The organism is Lysinibacillus odysseyi 34hs-1 = NBRC 100172 (assembly GCF_001591965.1).
Lineage (GTDB): Bacteria > Bacillota > Bacilli > Bacillales_A > Planococcaceae > Lysinibacillus_B > Lysinibacillus_B odysseyi.
In genome coordinates this window covers 16,111-32,399 of record NZ_BCVX01000003.1, presented here as the reverse complement: position 1 = coordinate 32,399, position 16,289 = coordinate 16,111, and the positions used below count along the sequence as shown (strand labels likewise).

General features: G+C 39.5%; 15 protein-coding genes and 1 riboswitch. Of the genes, 11 read left to right on the top strand and 4 right to left on the bottom strand.

What is annotated here, in order from left to right:
• Positions 1-3: 3 nt before the first annotated feature.
• The 8 genes from BOD01S_RS05295 (at position 4) to BOD01S_RS05260 (ending at position 10,407) form a co-directional block, all read left to right on the top strand.
• Complete coding sequence (locus BOD01S_RS05295) at positions 4-675, top strand: response regulator transcription factor (RefSeq protein WP_036158774.1); 672 nt, start codon at positions 4-6, stop codon at positions 673-675.
• A complete protein-coding gene (locus tag BOD01S_RS05290; protein WP_036158777.1) occupies positions 672-2,072 on the top strand; it encodes a HAMP domain-containing sensor histidine kinase in 1,401 nt (466 codons plus the stop codon). Before BOD01S_RS05295 ends, BOD01S_RS05290 begins: the two co-directional genes overlap by 4 nt.
• Positions 2,073-2,302: 230 nt before the next feature.
• Positions 2,303-5,107 carry a 2-oxoglutarate dehydrogenase E1 component gene (locus BOD01S_RS05285; protein ID WP_036158780.1) on the top strand — a complete coding sequence of 935 codons (2,805 nt, stop codon included), beginning with the start codon at positions 2,303-2,305 and terminating at the stop codon, positions 5,105-5,107.
• Between the two features lie 147 nt (positions 5,108-5,254).
• Positions 5,255-6,517, top strand: coding sequence for a 2-oxoglutarate dehydrogenase complex dihydrolipoyllysine-residue succinyltransferase (gene odhB, locus BOD01S_RS05280; RefSeq protein ID WP_036158783.1), 1,263 nt, complete (start codon positions 5,255-5,257; stop codon positions 6,515-6,517).
• Between the two features lie 694 nt (positions 6,518-7,211).
• Positions 7,212-7,397, top strand: a riboswitch (Lysine riboswitch).
• Positions 7,398-7,504: 107 nt separating this feature from the next.
• Positions 7,505-8,347, top strand: coding sequence for a transporter substrate-binding domain-containing protein (locus BOD01S_RS05275; protein ID WP_036158785.1), 843 nt, complete (start codon positions 7,505-7,507; stop codon positions 8,345-8,347).
• 86 nt (positions 8,348-8,433) lie between these two features.
• Positions 8,434-9,162, top strand: coding sequence for an amino acid ABC transporter permease (locus tag BOD01S_RS05270; RefSeq protein WP_036158788.1), 729 nt, complete (start codon positions 8,434-8,436; stop codon positions 9,160-9,162).
• A 19-nt stretch (positions 9,163-9,181) separates the two neighbouring features.
• Positions 9,182-9,916, top strand: coding sequence for an amino acid ABC transporter ATP-binding protein (locus tag BOD01S_RS05265; RefSeq protein ID WP_036158791.1), 735 nt, complete (start codon positions 9,182-9,184; stop codon positions 9,914-9,916).
• A 293-nt stretch (positions 9,917-10,209) separates the two neighbouring features.
• A complete protein-coding gene (locus BOD01S_RS05260) occupies positions 10,210-10,407 on the top strand; it encodes a DUF6501 family protein (protein WP_036158794.1) in 198 nt (65 codons plus the stop codon).
• 52 nt (positions 10,408-10,459) lie between these two features.
• On the opposite strand, the gene BOD01S_RS05255 is transcribed toward BOD01S_RS05260, so the two are convergent.
• The 3 genes from BOD01S_RS05255 to BOD01S_RS05245 form a co-directional block, all read right to left on the bottom strand.
• Positions 10,460-11,566 carry a toxic anion resistance protein gene (locus BOD01S_RS05255; RefSeq protein WP_036158798.1) on the bottom strand — a complete coding sequence of 369 codons (1,107 nt, stop codon included), beginning with the start codon at positions 11,564-11,566 and terminating at the stop codon, positions 10,460-10,462.
• Positions 11,566-12,201 carry a 5-bromo-4-chloroindolyl phosphate hydrolysis family protein gene (locus BOD01S_RS05250; protein ID WP_036158800.1) on the bottom strand — a complete coding sequence of 212 codons (636 nt, stop codon included), beginning with the start codon at positions 12,199-12,201 and terminating at the stop codon, positions 11,566-11,568. The genes BOD01S_RS05255 and BOD01S_RS05250 overlap by 1 nt, the downstream gene beginning before the upstream one ends.
• 93 nt (positions 12,202-12,294) lie before the next feature.
• On the bottom strand, positions 12,295-12,576 hold the full coding sequence (locus tag BOD01S_RS05245; protein WP_036158803.1) for an acylphosphatase: 282 nt from the start codon (positions 12,574-12,576) through the stop codon (positions 12,295-12,297).
• Positions 12,577-12,779: 203 nt separating this feature from the next.
• On the opposite strand from BOD01S_RS05245, the gene BOD01S_RS05240 reads away from it, so the two are divergent.
• From BOD01S_RS05240 to BOD01S_RS05230, 3 genes are all read left to right on the top strand, one after another.
• Complete coding sequence (locus tag BOD01S_RS05240; protein WP_052124996.1) at positions 12,780-13,091, top strand: DUF1033 family protein; 312 nt, start codon at positions 12,780-12,782, stop codon at positions 13,089-13,091.
• Positions 13,092-13,304: 213 nt separating this feature from the next.
• Positions 13,305-13,505 carry a cold-shock protein gene (locus BOD01S_RS05235; RefSeq protein ID WP_036158806.1) on the top strand — a complete coding sequence of 67 codons (201 nt, stop codon included), beginning with the start codon at positions 13,305-13,307 and terminating at the stop codon, positions 13,503-13,505.
• A 303-nt stretch (positions 13,506-13,808) separates the two neighbouring features.
• The gene (locus BOD01S_RS05230; RefSeq protein ID WP_036158808.1) at positions 13,809-14,753 is read left to right on the top strand and encodes a hypothetical protein; all 945 of its coding nucleotides are present in this window, start codon (positions 13,809-13,811) and stop codon (positions 14,751-14,753) included.
• 484 nt (positions 14,754-15,237) lie between these two features.
• Here the strand turns inward: BOD01S_RS05230 and BOD01S_RS05225 are convergent, their stop codons facing one another.
• Positions 15,238-15,876: a hypothetical protein gene (locus tag BOD01S_RS05225; protein ID WP_036158811.1), complete on the bottom strand. Its 639-nt coding sequence runs from the start codon at positions 15,874-15,876 to the stop codon at positions 15,238-15,240.
• Positions 15,877-16,289 lie beyond the last annotated feature (413 nt).

The window sequence follows — 16,289 nt, the reverse complement described above, 5'->3', positions numbered from 1 at the left end:
TTTGTGAAAAAAATATTAATAGTGGAAGATGAGAAAAGCATTGCACGTTTTTTGGAATTGGAACTCCGCCATGAACAGTTTGAAGTAAGTGTTTGCTATGATGGAAGGGAAGGCCTGAATGCGGCACTTAGCGAGCCGTTTGATTGTCTTTTATTGGATGTGATGCTTCCCGGATTAAACGGCATTGAATTATGCCGAAGAATCCGGAGGGAATCCGATGTTCCAATCATTTTACTGACAGCCAGGGATGCAGTAATGGACCGAGTAGCGGGGCTGGATGCAGGCGCGGATGACTATATCGTTAAACCGTTTGCTATTGAGGAACTGCTGGCACGCATCCGGACAATCTTTCGGCGCATGGAACCGAAAATACAGGCTGATGATAAAATGACTGTTCGTAGGCTTACAATCGATCCAACCGCATATGAGGTACAATTTGAAGGGCAAAAGCTAGAGCTAACCCGGACAGAATATGATTTACTAAAGCTGTTAGTGGAACATAAAAATAAAGTATGTACGCGAGAACTTATTCTGGAGGCGGTTTGGGGCTATGATACCGAAGTGGAGACGAATGTAGTGGACGTTTACATCCGCCATTTACGTACAAAACTTATGACAGATGAACCCCCCTATATTGAGACAGTCCGCGGGGTAGGGTATGTGGTGCGCGGATGAAGCTGAAAACACTGATAAAAAATCAATCTCTTAAAACGAAATGGATGCTCACGACAGGATTGACTATTTTAATCTCCTATGCTGCTATTTGTGTGATTATTTTCATAGCACTACATACATGGCTTCTTGCAAAAGAGGAAGAAAACGCTCTACGAACAGTAGATGATATGACCACGTTTTTTTCCTCCCAGGGAGTAGCTGTCACCATACAGGATCTGCAGGACCAAACGGGTTTGATGAAAGCTGTATTAAACCAAGACCAGACGGTGCGCCTATATCAATTAGACGGTACGGAAATTTTGCAAATTAATAATACTTCGCCTGCTGCAAAGCTTAATATGTCCTTTAGTTCGCCGGATGAAACGTTGGTCCATGAAGCAACACTGGATGGCGCGAAAGCATTTGTTATGCACCGGATCGTCCAAATCGGTCCTAGACAATATATTTTACAACTAGTCCATCCTTTGCTGTCATTTCGATCGATGATGGGGTATATACTAACAACAATGCTTATTATGGGAATAGGTGCTGTTATCTTGGCTGCAGCCATTAGTTACTATGCCTCTACAGTGATGATCAAACCGCTGCGGCAGCTTCGTAACTCTATGAAAGCTGTGAAGGAACGGGGATTTGAGTCGAAAGTGGATTTTGCCTACGATTCAAAAGACGAAATAGGAGACTTGCTGCGGCTTTATAAATCTATGCTGCATGAATTGGAAATCTCCTTTAATCGCCAGCAGCAATTTGTCTCAGATGCTTCACATGAATTAAGGACTCCTGTTCAATCGATTGAAGGGCATCTTTCTATGATGAAGCGCTGGGGGAAAGAAGATCCGGAAGTGTTGGAAGAATCCCTGGATACTACGTTAGAAGAAGTGGCGAGGATGAAAAATATAATGGAGGAGCTGTTGCAGTTAGCCCGAAAAGAAGCGATAGCTGAGAACATCAGCGCAGATACAGAGGAAATTGTCCGGCAGGTTGCCAATGATTTAACGTTCCTTTATCAGAGCGTACAATTCGATCTACATGTGATAGGCCAGAAAAGACTAGCTGCTATTTCAGAAGAGGCTTTATCTCAAATAGTACGAAACTTATATGAGAATAGTATTCGGTACAATGAAAATGATCCGCATATTCAAACGACTATTCATTATGACGATCATAATATTTTTCTTGAAATTTCAGATAATGGAACAGGTATTCCCGAAGAGCACCTTCCTTATATATTTGATCGTTTTTACCGGGTTGACCATGCCCGGGTACATGTAGAAGGAAGCACGGGACTCGGTTTAAGTATTACTAAATCCCTTTTGAAAAAGTATGGGGGAGAAATTGAAGTGCACAGTAAAATAGGAAAAGGGACTGTATTTTTAGTACGTCTAGACTTAAAAATGTAGCAATTTTCATGAATTATTTTTGTTTCTTTTTAGTTCGCGAAAAAAATTGCTTATTTTGCTAAAAAGAGTTGTATTTTCTGTGAAGAGTAGTAAGATTGATATGGAAAAAACGTTCTTTCGCGCAATGGTTTAATTCTTATGAAGATTGAGCAAAGAATGGTAAAATATTATATAGATTTAACAATTAATAAATGGAACTGCCTAAAGGCAAAAGTTGGAGGTTATTTTTCATGTCGAACAATGTATACTCTGCAGGTTCCCCTTGGTCAGCATTTTCTGGACCAAACTTAGGTTATGTTTTAGAGCAATATGACCTATACCTGCAGTCTCCTGAAGAAGTAGACGCTGAGTTAGTCGCACTATTCCAAGCTTATGGTGCACCACAAGTAGAAGGTGTGGACGCAGCTGTTGCTACAACAGGCGCAGCACAAGGTGACTACAAAAAAGTATTGGCAGCTGTAAAGCTTGCTGAAGCAATTCGTACAAAAGGTCACTTAGCAGCAGATTTATATCCACTAAAAGATCATAAACTACACACTGCTCTAATTGATGAAAGCGCATTCGGTTTATCAGCGGCAGATTTAGCTGAGATTCCGGCAACTGTTTTCTTCAAAGAAGTACCGGCTGGCGTGAAAAATGGTAAAGAAGCAATTGACTACTTGAAGTCCGTATATACAGATAAGATTGCATTTGAATATAGTCAAGTATCAAATGAGGAAGAATTTGCCTGGATTCAATCCCAAATTGAAAGCGGGGCAATAAAAGCAACGTTGTCTAACGAGGAAAAGAAAGCACTTCTTGAGCGTCTTACTCGTGTAGAAAACTTTGAAAAATTCATTCATAAAACATTTGTTGGACAAAAACGCTTCTCAGGTGAAGGGTTAGATACACAAATCGTATTATTAGATGAAATTTTAAAAGTAGTAGAAAAAGAAAATCTTGAAAATGTTCGGATCGGCATGGCTCACCGCGGTCGCTTAAATGTGTTAACACATATTTTAAATAAACCATATGACATGATGTTCTCTGATTTTGCTCACGTTTCAAACGATTTATTCTTCCCAGAAGACGGCCGTCTTGAAATTACAAAAGGCTGGACTGGCGATGTTAAATATCATATGGGTGCTTCTTATACACGTGAATCAGGCATGAATGTAAAACTTGCCTATAACCCTTCGCATTTAGAGGTAGTAGCACCAGTTGTGCTTGGTACAACACGTGCAGCTCAGGATGATACTACAAAAGCAGGTGCGGTGGAATTCAATCCAAATAAAGCACTTGGAATTCTAATCCATGGTGATGCTGCCTTCCCAGGTCAAGGGATTGTAACAGAGACACTGAACTTTGCAAAAACAGAAGGCTTCACTACAGGCGGAACAATCCACATCATCGCTAACAATATGATCGGATTCACAACGGAACTTTATGATTCACGTTCTTCTGTATACTCTTCTGACCCTGCAAAAGGCTATGAAGTACCAGTTATCCATGTGAATGCTGATGAGCCGGAAGCAGTGGCACAAGTGGGACGCTTTGCAGCAGCTTACCGTCAAAAATTCGGCAAGGATATTTTGATCGACTTAATCGGTTACCGCCGTTACGGTCATAACGAAACAGATGACCCAACTGTAACAAACCCTGAAACGTATAAATTAGTATCAAAACATGATCCAATCCGCGTGCTTTACGGTACAAAATTGGCGGAAGCTGGTCTAGTATCAATGGAAGACGTAAAAGCCCTTGATGAGAAAGTTTACGCTGAAATGCAAGCTGCCTATGACCATGTGAAGGAAATGGCTGAAAAAGATGAACATAAACATCTTGAAATGCCTGAAGAAGTAAAAGTCTCCTTCCCGGAAATTGAGACAGCTGTAGAAATTGAGCGTCTAGAAAAAATTAACGAAGAATTACTGCAGTTTGCAGATGGCTTCCAGCCACAAAATAAACTGGCTAAAATTCTTGAAAAACGCCGTGAAGCATTCGCGAGTGAAAAGATTGACTGGGGTCATGCAGAAACATTGGCATTTGCAACAATTATCCAAGATGGCCACCCAGTTCGTTTTACAGGTCAAGATGCACAGCGCGGTACGTTCTCACAACGCCATTTAGTTCTTCATGATAAAAACAATGGCTCTTTATTTACACCGTTACACCATATCTCAGGAGCTAACGCATCATTTACAGTTCACAACTCGCCATTAACTGAAGCGGGTGTTGTAGGCTTTGAATATGGTTATAACCTGGAAAACCCTAATGTACTTTCTATTTGGGAAGCACAATTTGGTGACTTTGCCAATATGGCACAAGTAATGTTCGATAACTTCATTTCTGCTGCGCGTTCGAAATGGGGTCAAAAATCCGGATTAGTAATGCTATTGCCACATGGATATGAAGGGCAAGGCCCAGAGCACTCTTCAAGCCGTATGGAACGCTTCTTACAGTTATCAGCAGAAAACAACTGGTTCGTTGCAAACTGTTCAAATGCCGGCAACTATTATCACTTATTACGTCGCCAAGCTGGTATGCTGGGCACGGAAGGCATGCGTCCACTTGTGGTTGTATCACCGAAGAGTCTTCTTCGTCATCCGCTTGCTGCAGCTTCATCAGAACAACTGGCTGAAGGTAAATTCCAGGAAGTAATTGAGCAGCCTACAACAGGTAATACACCTAAAGCGGTTGAAAAAATTCTGCTTGCAAGTGGTAAAGTGACAATTGATCTTGCAGACCGTGTGAAAGATGGCGAAGGCTTCGACCACCTGCATATTGTACGTGTGGAACAGCTTTACCCATTCCCAGCAGAGCAAGTGAAAGAAATCATTTCACGCTTCCCGAATGCAAAAGAAATTGTATGGGTACAAGAAGAACCGAAAAACCAAGGTGCTTGGAACTACATGCTTGAGCATTTATATGAATTATCTGAAGGTAAAAAAGTACGCTATGTAGGACGTCCTGCAATGAGCTCGACTTCAGAAGGCGACGGCGATGCTCACAAAGCTGCTCAAGCGGCACTAGTGGCAGAAGCAGTAGGCAAATAAGCCTCGCTTACTTCATATGAAGTATCAATAATTTGAAGTACAGAAAAACGAAAACAGAACTTAATGAAAAAGAGGGCTACTTGTTATGGGTAGCCCGCCCATTTGTCTTATAATAAAAGAAATGGGTAACCAAAGGAGGATATTAAAGTGGCTGAAATTAAAGTCCCTGAATTAGCAGAATCGATTACAGAAGGTACAATTGCCCAGTGGGTGAAAAAAGTTGGAGATCGCGTAGAAAAAGGCGAGTTCATCGTAGAATTAGAAACTGATAAAGTTAACGCTGAAATCATTTCTGAAGAAGCGGGTGTTTTAACTCAAATTCTGGCTGAAGAAGGTGATACTGTCCTAGTAGGTCAAGTAATCGCAGTGGTTGAGGCTGGCGAAGGTGCAGCTCCTGCACCAGCAGCACCAGCACAAGAAGCAACACCAGCACAAGCTCAGGAAGCTCCAAAACCAGCACCTGCTGCAGCAGCAACAACACCGGTAGTAGAAGAAACTTCAGGTGAGCGTGTAGTAGCATCTCCTGCAGCGCGCAAATTAGCTCGTGAAAAAGGAATTGACTTAGCAGCAATTTCTCCAGTAGATCCACAAGGACGCGTTCGCGTTCAAGACGTAGCAGCACACGGAACTGCACCAGCAGCATCATCAGCACAAGCTGTGCCTGCAGCAGCAACAGGTGGTCCTTTAGTATTTGCACCAGCTGCAGAATCTGGCCGCGTAACAATCGAAAAAATGTCTCGTCGCCGTCAAACAATTGCAAAACGCTTACTAGAAGTAAAACAATCTACTGCTATGTTAACTACATTCAATGAGATTGACATGACAAATATTATGGCACTTCGTAAACGTAAACAAGAAGAATTCGTAAAAGCAAATGACATTAAATTAGGCTTCATGTCATTCTTCACTAAAGCGGTTGTAGCAGCGCTTAAGAAATACCCTTATGTAAATGCTCAAATCTCTGGTGACGAAATTCACTTAAACAATTTCTTTGATATCGGTATTGCCGTATCAACTGAAGAAGGATTAGTAGTACCAGTTGTTCGTGATGCAAACAGCAAAAACTTTGCAGAAATCGAGAAAAACATTGCTGAGCTGGCTGCAAAAGCACGCGACAAAAAATTAGGCTTAAACGATATGGCAGGCGGCTCATTTACAATCACTAACGGTGGTGTATTTGGTTCATTAATGTCAACACCGATCATGAACGGTACACAAGCAGGGATCCTAGGTATGCACTCAATCGTTAACCGCCCAATCGCGGTAAACGGCGAAGTACAAATCCGTCCAATGATGTACGTGGCTCTTTCTTATGACCACCGTATCATCGATGGTAAAGATTCTGTTGGCTTCTTAAAAACAGTAAAAGAATTAATCGAAAATCCAGAAGATTTATTGTTAAATTCTTAATCTTATTTAGCGGGAGGGGGCATAACAATGTCTCTCCTCTTATCAAAGGGTGAGCTGTCAGAGACAGCTCACCCTTTGAATCTTTTATGCGGAAAAAGAGGGAATTCTCCCTTCACAGCATATTTCTCTCTCATGTTTGCACACATACATGGGCTGCTCATTTCTTTTTTTAGCCTTCGCTTTCCCATATACAGAAGATCAGATGAATACTTTATTTGTTTTCAGAAATTCGATAACTGGCTCCACGTCTATTTAACGTTGACGGTAGATCGATGCTGTGTATCCTTCTTACTTTCTTATAAATAATACCTCTTTTGTCAAATGTTCATTAGAAATATGTGCTAGCTGTTCATAACGGGAGCTCCGGTTTCTACGGGAACAGCATGAGCGGAAGATCCCTTTTTCGCATTCCAGCAGGAAAAATTAACTGGAGCTATACACGCGTAAAGTATCGACTGGAAATTAGACCAATAGTTTCATGGGAAATCTTATTTAAAGCTATTAATATGGCGTAATTTAAAGAGTTCCTACTAGGATGGTGAAAGAAATAGCAAAAAAATAGGTCATATTATTCCAACTATCTCTTGCGGTTTTCTAGGTATTTTCGTTTATTTATAAAAAAATCAATATTGACAGGTATTTCAGACTGTTGTAGTATTTTAGTAACATCAATTTAATATTAACACCTCACATCTCGTGAGGTAGAGGTGCGGTATTTAATAGTTTTTCAGGGAGCTGCGAGAAAGCGTTGAAATGAAAAAGAAGGAAATATCGCCGAAGTGTACATAAGGCTCGCTTATGTATGCTGGGGCTGCAGTGAAGAACTGTAGAACTGTCTTGCATGCTCTTTCCCGAACATGTAAGTTGTGCTATCTCAATAGGGAACTTGAGGAAATGGGCTACATATTTAACGCGACCTTCAGTTCTGTAAGGTCGCTTTTTATATGCACAAAATACCCAATTTTCTGACAAAAAGGAGAGAGATTTATGAAGAGAAAATTATTACTATTAATGGCTGCTATGATGACAGCGATTATGCTGGCTGCATGTGGTTCAGATGACGAGGGTACTGCCTCTGAAGGTAACAATAGCAAAGATGATGTATTTAAAGTAGGAATGGAGGCAGGCTATCCGCCATTTAACTGGACACAGAAAGACGATTCGAACGGCGCTGTAAAAATTCAAGGTTCAAAAGAATATGCAGGCGGTTATGATGTTGAAATTGCTAAGAAAATCGCAGAAGGCCTTGGTAAGGAATTAGTCATTGTAAAGACGGAATGGGATGGTTTAGTACCTTCACTTCAATCGGGAGCAGTGGATGCCATTATTGCTGGTATGAGCCCAACTGAGGAAAGAAAAGAAGCAATCGATTTTACTGAAAACTATTATACTTCTGATTTTGTCATTGTAGTTAAAAAAGGCGGAGCCTATGACAAAGCAACAAAATTGACAGACTTTAAAGGTGCTAAAATTACAGCTCAGTTAAATACAACAAACTATAAAGTAATCGACCAAATTCCTGGTGTAAATCAACAGGTAGCTATGGATAACTTCCCGGCAATGCGTGTAGCATTGCAAAGTGGTGCAATTGATGGGTATGTAGCAGAGCGTCCGGAAGCTATTTCGGCAACTGCTGCAATCGATGGGTTTGCCTATAATGAACTTGAAGATGGTTTTAAAACAGATCCTGCTGATACAGCTGTAGCGATCGGTATCCGGAAAGATGAAAAGAATAGTGATAAAATGAATGAAATTTTATCCAATATTTCAGAAGATGAGCGGCAAAAAATGATGGAAGCAGCAATTTCCAATCAGCCGGCAGCTCAATAAACGGTGTTTGCTTCTAGCCGCAAGTACGTTGCGGCTAGTTTTTCAATTTAGATAGGAACAGCTGCATGCTGTTAGGAGGTTTTTATATGAGTTTTGAAACCATTATTACAATACTGGAAAATAACTGGCCGATGTTTTTGCGAGGAGCCTATATTACATTGGCAATTGCTGTTATCAGTACAATTATAGGTGCGTTTATCGGGTTTTTTATCGGCATTATGCACACGATTCCAGCTGCTAAACGCTCATTCAAAACAGGGGTACTAAAGATATTCAATTTCATTCTTTCCGTTTATGTTGAAGTTTTTCGCGGTACACCGATGATGGTTCAGGCAATGGTTGTCTTCTATGTGTTATATGCATACGGGATAGAGCTAGATCGGTTTGTCGCTGCTCTCGTTGTCGTTGGGCTTAATACAGGTGCTTATATGGCTGAAATAGTAAGAGGCGGTATCGTTTCTATTGACAAAGGACAATATGAGGCAGCACAAGCAATCGGTATGAATCACTTCCAAACAATGGTCTTTATTATATTACCGCAGGTGGCCCGCAATATTTTACCAGCTACAGGAAATCAGCTAGTAATGAATATTAAAGATACATCAGTTTTAAGTGTAATTAGCGTGACGGAATTATTCTTCCAGACAAAATCCATTGCTGGTGCAAATTTCAAATATGCGGAAAGCTTTGCGATCGCTTGTTTAATCTATCTGATCATGACATTTATTGCAACCAGGTTATTACGTTTAATGGAGAAAAAATTAGATGGTCCTGATTCTTATAAAGTAGAAAATACTACTGCTGCGGCTAAATAAAATAGAAGGAGCATCAATTATGGAAACAGTTATTGATATTAAGCATTTAAGCAAATCATTTGGACAGCATGAAGTTTTGAAGGATGTCAATTTTTCTGTACAAAAAGGGGAGGTTGTTTGCCTGATTGGGTCCTCTGGATCTGGTAAATCCACATTACTCCGCTGTATCAATCTACTGGAAAAGCCAAGTGGGGGAGCCATTATTTATAATGGTGAAAATATCCTGGATGACAAACATGATATTGAAAAGTACCGCACACACTTAGGAATGGTTTTCCAGCAATTTAACTTATTCAATAATTTGAATGTGCTTGAAAATTGTATTGTTGGACAGCAAAAGGTATTAAAGCGGTCAAAGCAAGAGGCGTCAGAAAAGGCATTGAAATATTTAAAGGTAGTAGGGATGGAGAAATACCAACATGCAAAGCCGCGTCAGCTATCAGGAGGTCAAAAACAGCGAGTTGCGATCGCCAGAGCTCTTGCGATGGACCCTGACGTTATGCTGTTTGATGAACCAACCTCCGCATTGGATCCTGAAATGGTAGGAGAAGTATTAAAGGTTATGCGGACGCTTGCCGCTGAAGGAAATACAATGCTGATTGTTACACATGAGATGGAGTTTGCGCGCGAGGTGGCTGACCGTGTCGTCTTTATGGACAAAGGGGTCATTGTTGAAGAAGGGGCACCGGAACAGGTGCTTGCCGATCCAAAACATGACCGGACAAAAGAGTTTTTGAAGCGCACCCTCAAATAATAAAAAATCGACAGGTCTTGGCCGTGTCGATTTTTTACTTTCTGGAATTCCATTCCGAGACAATGATAAATATGATAGCAAAAGCGAATGCAATGGCAAAAAACCAGGAGGGTAAACTACCAAATGCCATAAAATCACCTCCTGTACTAGTGTATCATGAGGCAGAAGGCTAGCACAGAAGAAAAGCGGATTTTTTATGTATTTATACAATTTAGTACACAACTAGTGGAAAATCGTATAAAATGAATACTAAATAGTAGAGGATTGCCCTCTGCAAAAAGTGAGGTTTTATGATGTTACACTTAAAATGGAAAGAGGCACCGACGATTCGTACAGTTAAATGTGTGCATACAAATGCTTCCAAGTATTTAGTTTCCAATGTACTGACAGTCGGGAAAGAATACGAAGTGAAGAATGAAACAGAGGAATTTATCTTTGTTATTGACAATACTGGAAATGTCGGCGGTTATTATAAGGATTATTTCGAGTAAAAGGGAAACCCGGTTTACATGCGGAATGTAAACCGGGTTTTTATCTTTGTTATTAAGAAAGGGAAGATTCGGTCTCCTTTCGCTTTTCCGAGGCAATTGCCTGCATGCGAAGTGTTTCTTCAATATCCTGCAGCAGCTTTATTTGTGTCTTCTTAAAATGGTCTATATCTGCATGGGATATACTCGTCCCGCCAATCCGGCTTCCTCTCCTTGAAGATAATCCTTCCAGTTGAGCTTTTTTACGAATCAATTCGTCCGAAGCCTTCTTCAACCGCTCCTGTGCCTGGCTTGCGCGGCGCTGGTGGTTTAAACTAAGCAGCATAGAAATTTGTGACTGCCAGAGTGGGATAGTTGTCATAATAGACTCCTGCACTTTATCGATAAGCATTTGATGTGTCTGCTGAATCATGCGAATTTGGGGCGCCGATTGAATCGCAATTTCTCTAGAGATTTCAAGATCATAGATGCGCCGGTCAAGCCATTCGAATGATGTATGCAAATCCTGTAGTTCCTGGTTAATCATTGGATTTTCACTCGTCCTCGCCTTCTGCTGAAATGCAGGCAGCAGGACATCTTGCATATGATGCCGCTTAATTTCTCCGGCTGCAATATATACATTAATTTCATGAAAGTATTCTTCATTTAGTTTATACAGCTCTTCCAGCATTGAAAGGTCAGAAAGAAGACCCTGCTGTGAGTGCGCCAGTTGGATATTCAAGCGGTCAATATGTTTACTAAGACGATTATACTGTGACATCGTTTGCTGGATGGATGCTGTTTGCTTACTGAAAAGCTTGCCGAACAGCCCGGCTTTTTTTTCGAGAAGAGCATCCGGGTCGATTTGATCAAGCTGGTCCATAAGTTGAAATAGAATTTCCCCTACCTTTGATGTATCTTTACGCTGTACATGCAGCAAGAGCTTGGAAGAAAACTTCTTCAAAGCTTGCTGGGCAGATAATCCAAAAGAAATGACATCTTCATACTTATCTACGTTAAGTTCTTCTGCCAACTTTAGCGCTCTTTTTTGATCAAAGCGGCTTAAAGCTGAAAAGAGGGGGGTAGCCGAGTGATTTTGCAGCTGTGTTTCATACTCATATTTAGCTGTTTCAGCTGATTGACTATTAGATGAAGAAAAGGCTTCAAATGGATTACTTTTCATTAATGGTCACCGCCGCTTAAACGTTCCTGCCGCTTTTCATGTTCGAGCTTGGCGAAATCCAGCTCGATTTTCAGGTGGTCAATGTCTGACTGCAGCGCAGAACGTAAATCATCTTCAAATGTTTCATTAAGCACCTTTAATGTTTTCCGAGTTTCCTCCAGTGCAAGATGAATATCCGTTCCTTTTACTTGTTCCTTTGTAAGGAGAGTATACTTGTCAGCCAGTTCCACTGCTGAAGGCAAATGGGAATAGAAGAAATCTTCCACCGCATAAAACTTATGCGGATTTTTATCCACAATGTTGAGAAGACGGCGCGATACTTTGCTCATATCATTTAGTAAACGGAATGATTTAATGGAGCGTACCCGCTGCTGCGAAAGCTGATTAACCCGGTCTCGGGCCTGCTTCAGCTGGGCTTCGATAAGATTGTAATCTGCCTTTGTTATACCCAGTGCTTTGCTTCGTTTTGACTTCTGTATATTTAAAATCACTAAATTGCTGACATAATAACCACCAAAAAGCAGGGCAAAACCTACGAACTCCATATTCAGGTTAAGAGCAAAGACTGTAAATAACGTAAAACTGATTAGAAAGTTAAAGGCATGTCTTGTAATAAAATTCGTGGCACCTAGCATAGTTTGCACCTCCATTCCAATACTTTACTAATACATACGAATGAATTAGATAAAAGTTTCATACCCTTATTTTATCACACAAAAAGTCGGATATTAAACAATATCCGACTCCATAGAAGTATACCCCTTTAGATCATTAAAGGTTTCTAATGAGAATTTGCAGGGTGCAGCAAGCGGATTTACTCCCTTTTGAATAAAGAAAATAAACTCATCCACCGATGCAGAGCGTCCCTCTACCTCCACCTCAAAACATTCTTCACTGTTCAAAAAGCATTTACCTTTCAGCCCCAATTCTAGAGCTTTCTGCTTAATGAAAAACCTATAGCTAGTGTTCTTTTTATCTCCGCAAAAGAGAATTTTTACTCGCCTGTCCAAAACTGCTTCCTCCTTCGATAGGATTTATTACCCGTAATTCACACGCCGTTTGAAGGTGGACCATCCATGTATGCCATCTATTTTATGGAAGAGTTACAGAAGGGATTTCATCTATATAGTATCATAGTTAAATTCCTATTAATAGACAGATCGGACTTCAATGATTAAAATACAATAATATAGAAAAGAAAGGATTGTCGAGGATGTACAAGATTATTTACATGAAGGCGGATTTCGAACCATGGTGGCAATTTGAAGGGTGGGAATCTCAAATCGTTTCGACAAACCTATATGAAACGAAAGAAGAGTTTGAAGCAGCACTTGAAAAAATGCTCCAAGAGTTCCGCTCCAAATTTGAATTTGAAGAGCAAAGAAAAGATAAGTTCATTGCCTTCTGGAATGAAGAGGAATGCGAATTTTGCGAAGGATGCGATGAGGATCTTCAAGTTTACCACGGGCTCATTTTAGAAACAAAAGTGCCAGTTGACAGGATAAATTGTAATTTACAGAAATGAAAGAAAATTTTATAAAAAGACGGAAAAATTGTTTGACAAAGTGTAAATAGATGGTATACTAAGAGTAACAATAAAATTGCTTGACCGGGTACAGATTCACATATTACAAAGAGTGATCGGTAAAATTGTCGGTACTCTTCGTAATATGTGAACTTTTTTATTACGGTAAAGAAATTCCATATTGTTAACTTTATTTTTTGGAGGTTTTCTCAAATGAAACAAGGTACAGTAAAATGGTTTAACTCAGAAAAAGGCTTCGGATTCATCGAAGTAGAAGGCGAAAACGACGTATTCGTACACTTCTCAGCAATCCAAGGCGAAGGTTTCAAAACTCTTGACGAAGGTCAAAAAGTTGAGTTCGAAGTTGTAGACGGCAACCGCGGACCACAAGCTGCTAACGTAATTAAACTTTAATTCTCCGTAATTAAACATTAACTATGTTAAATCCAAAGGCACCCTACAATACGTAGGGTGCCTTTTTTTATGCTTACTTTTTCCGTTATGCAGCATATACTCCGTTAACATTCATTTATAACCAGGTTTCCGGTATTTTCAAACTTCCTTGCTGAAAAAATAGCAGCATCAAGTTTCCCTAACTACTGTCCCAACTTGCACAGTCAAATTATTATATATATTTAGAGCTTTGTCTGCTAATAAATGGGTAAAATATATTATAATTAGAGTACGGATTATAGTTATAAAGACGGGGGTGTGTTAGTGAAGGATAAGTTGTTGAGGGGCTTACTTAATGCTCAAAGTATAATTAATGATGACAATATAAAAATGATTTTATTAGAAATTCCCCAATTAATAGAAGAAAAGCGAGGGTCTGATGAATATACCGGAGTAATCAATTTAAAGAAATTATACTTGAATGCATGCGTATATTTAGGACATTATATAAGGCCATACCATACATTAAAAAGTCTAGATGATATCACTTCTGAATTAAATGGGCAAATGTATATAGAAAAATACTTTTCATCAGCAGAAGAAACGCATTATACAGTACACATGCTTGGAAAAGTGCAGCAATTTTATGGAAAAGCCCTTACAGAACTGCTTCTCGCTTTCGATACCCCTCAAGCAGAAAGGCAAAGAAAAATTGAAACAGGCTGCCGTAATTTTGAAAACAGCATGGCACTCCTGATACAGTTAAAAGGCAGTTTTTTTAAGGAGAAGGAATATTTTATTTTAGATATGTATTTTACATTTCTTACTTTGCTTGCGGTATTAAAAAGAAACGAAGAGTTTAATAATTATTACAAGCTTATTTTCTCACATGAATTAGATTTTTCCGATCAAGCTTGTCACATGCTATTTTATCAAATGGAGATCATGCTGCTTACACTCGGGGAGCAATATGAGGCTGCCCTTGCCATTTACCGCTGCTTTTTTGAAACGGAGAAAAAATCCTACTTCCCAACCCTTGGAACGTTTATTATCCAGTGTTTTGAGAAAACAGGCAACGATCAGGAGTATGAGCGTTTTTTAAAGAAGGCGTATACATGTGAGCTGGAGAAATTTAGCGGGATGAATGAACTTGTGCTGGAATCTTTACTCAGAAATCGTAAGAACATGACACTTGATATTTATATTGATTCCTTCGAGCAGGATTTTAATATTATTGGGGGAAAACCTGCTGTTTATAAATTTAACTAAAGGGACGAGAAATGCACTTATTATATAGAATTACGAAATGACATCAGCAGGAGGCTTAACACATAGCGTAGCAAATTATCCGACACTATTTAACATAATCTAATAATAACCTTAGCCACTAAGCAATTCTCCCATTAATCTATACTAAAAATCATCTTTTCTAGATTTTAAAACCGACACTTTCATATAGGAATAGTAAGTGACGGTTTTCTTTTATATACTTTCACTCGACCGCTTTATTACAAAAGAGGCAAGCAATCGGAGCAAATGAAATTGACGTGGAATTATAAAGAACTTCAGGGGAAATAGGGAATAATTTTAACCGAGAAAGAGGGTGGGGTAGACAATGCCGGGTTCCTCTTCACCGCCTGCGCAAAAAAAGCCGTATAAATAGCCATCGTGAAAATAGTCTGCTGTCTCTACGATGGCTTAAGTTTTTTCTATAGGCTATTTCAGTAAATGTTGAAATGCTGAATACTTTCTCTCAGTACTTTACATCTTCCAGCAGAAAAGTAGCTTCTTCTATTCCACTGTCAGTTTGGCTGCTCATGAATTCTTTTACTAATCCAAATCCAGGTGCATAATATTGTTTGATTACTTGTTCCTGTGTTTCTTTTGTAAGTTCCACTACTTGATGGAAGGTTTCAAATGGCGTGAAAACCTGCAAATTATCGTTTGTCAGCACCCATTCCTCCAGTACTGCCCCTCTTTCGATGGGAAGTGTGAGAATAGTATGCTTAACAGGCATTTGATCCAGTTCAGCTATCGAGACTTTAGTATCCGTCTGTCCACTATACACCAATTCGATTGCATCATTGGTGATACGGTAAATATTGTAGGAAATGTTATTTTCCTTCTCTACTATTGTTTTTACATAACTTTCCGAAAGCCAGAAGGTTTCCTCGGTGTAAGAGGTACCGCTGTCTTCTTCTAAATATATAGCCTTTGTTTGGTCTTCCTTAAAAAAGAGCTGTAGCGGAGAAGCGTTTTCAAAGGCATTGGCATATTCTGCAGCAACTGCACTCCGTGGCTCCTCGATTATAATATCTTCATTCTGCTCGGTATTCGCTATATTACAGGCGGATAATAAAGCAGTTAAGATGAAGAAAATAAGGTATTTCATACTTCACCGACCTTTCACTTCATGTGATGGAAAATAATATGTATATTAACTTACTACATATACCCCTTTTTATGATTTATTAAACAATTGATTAAAAAATAAGAAAATACAGCTGCTTATTCTGCTTGTACGCTTCTTTTTTCTTTATTTACAATAAAATATTCATTAATTTATACATAACCGGATAGTAGATAAGAAGTTATGCTCTTCTGTGAAAGGGAATGCCGTCTGCTACACTCTAGCGCCTTTAACTCCAATCAACTAGTGAGTCATTTTTAAGATATATCTCAAAAAAAGAGCTTGTATTATTTAAGAGTTAGATTTTCAACAGAGATGATGCTCTATCGCACCACCATCTGCAGCAGGGGTTGACAGAAAAGAAGAAAGATAGTTGAGCATTGTTCCCGAAGTAA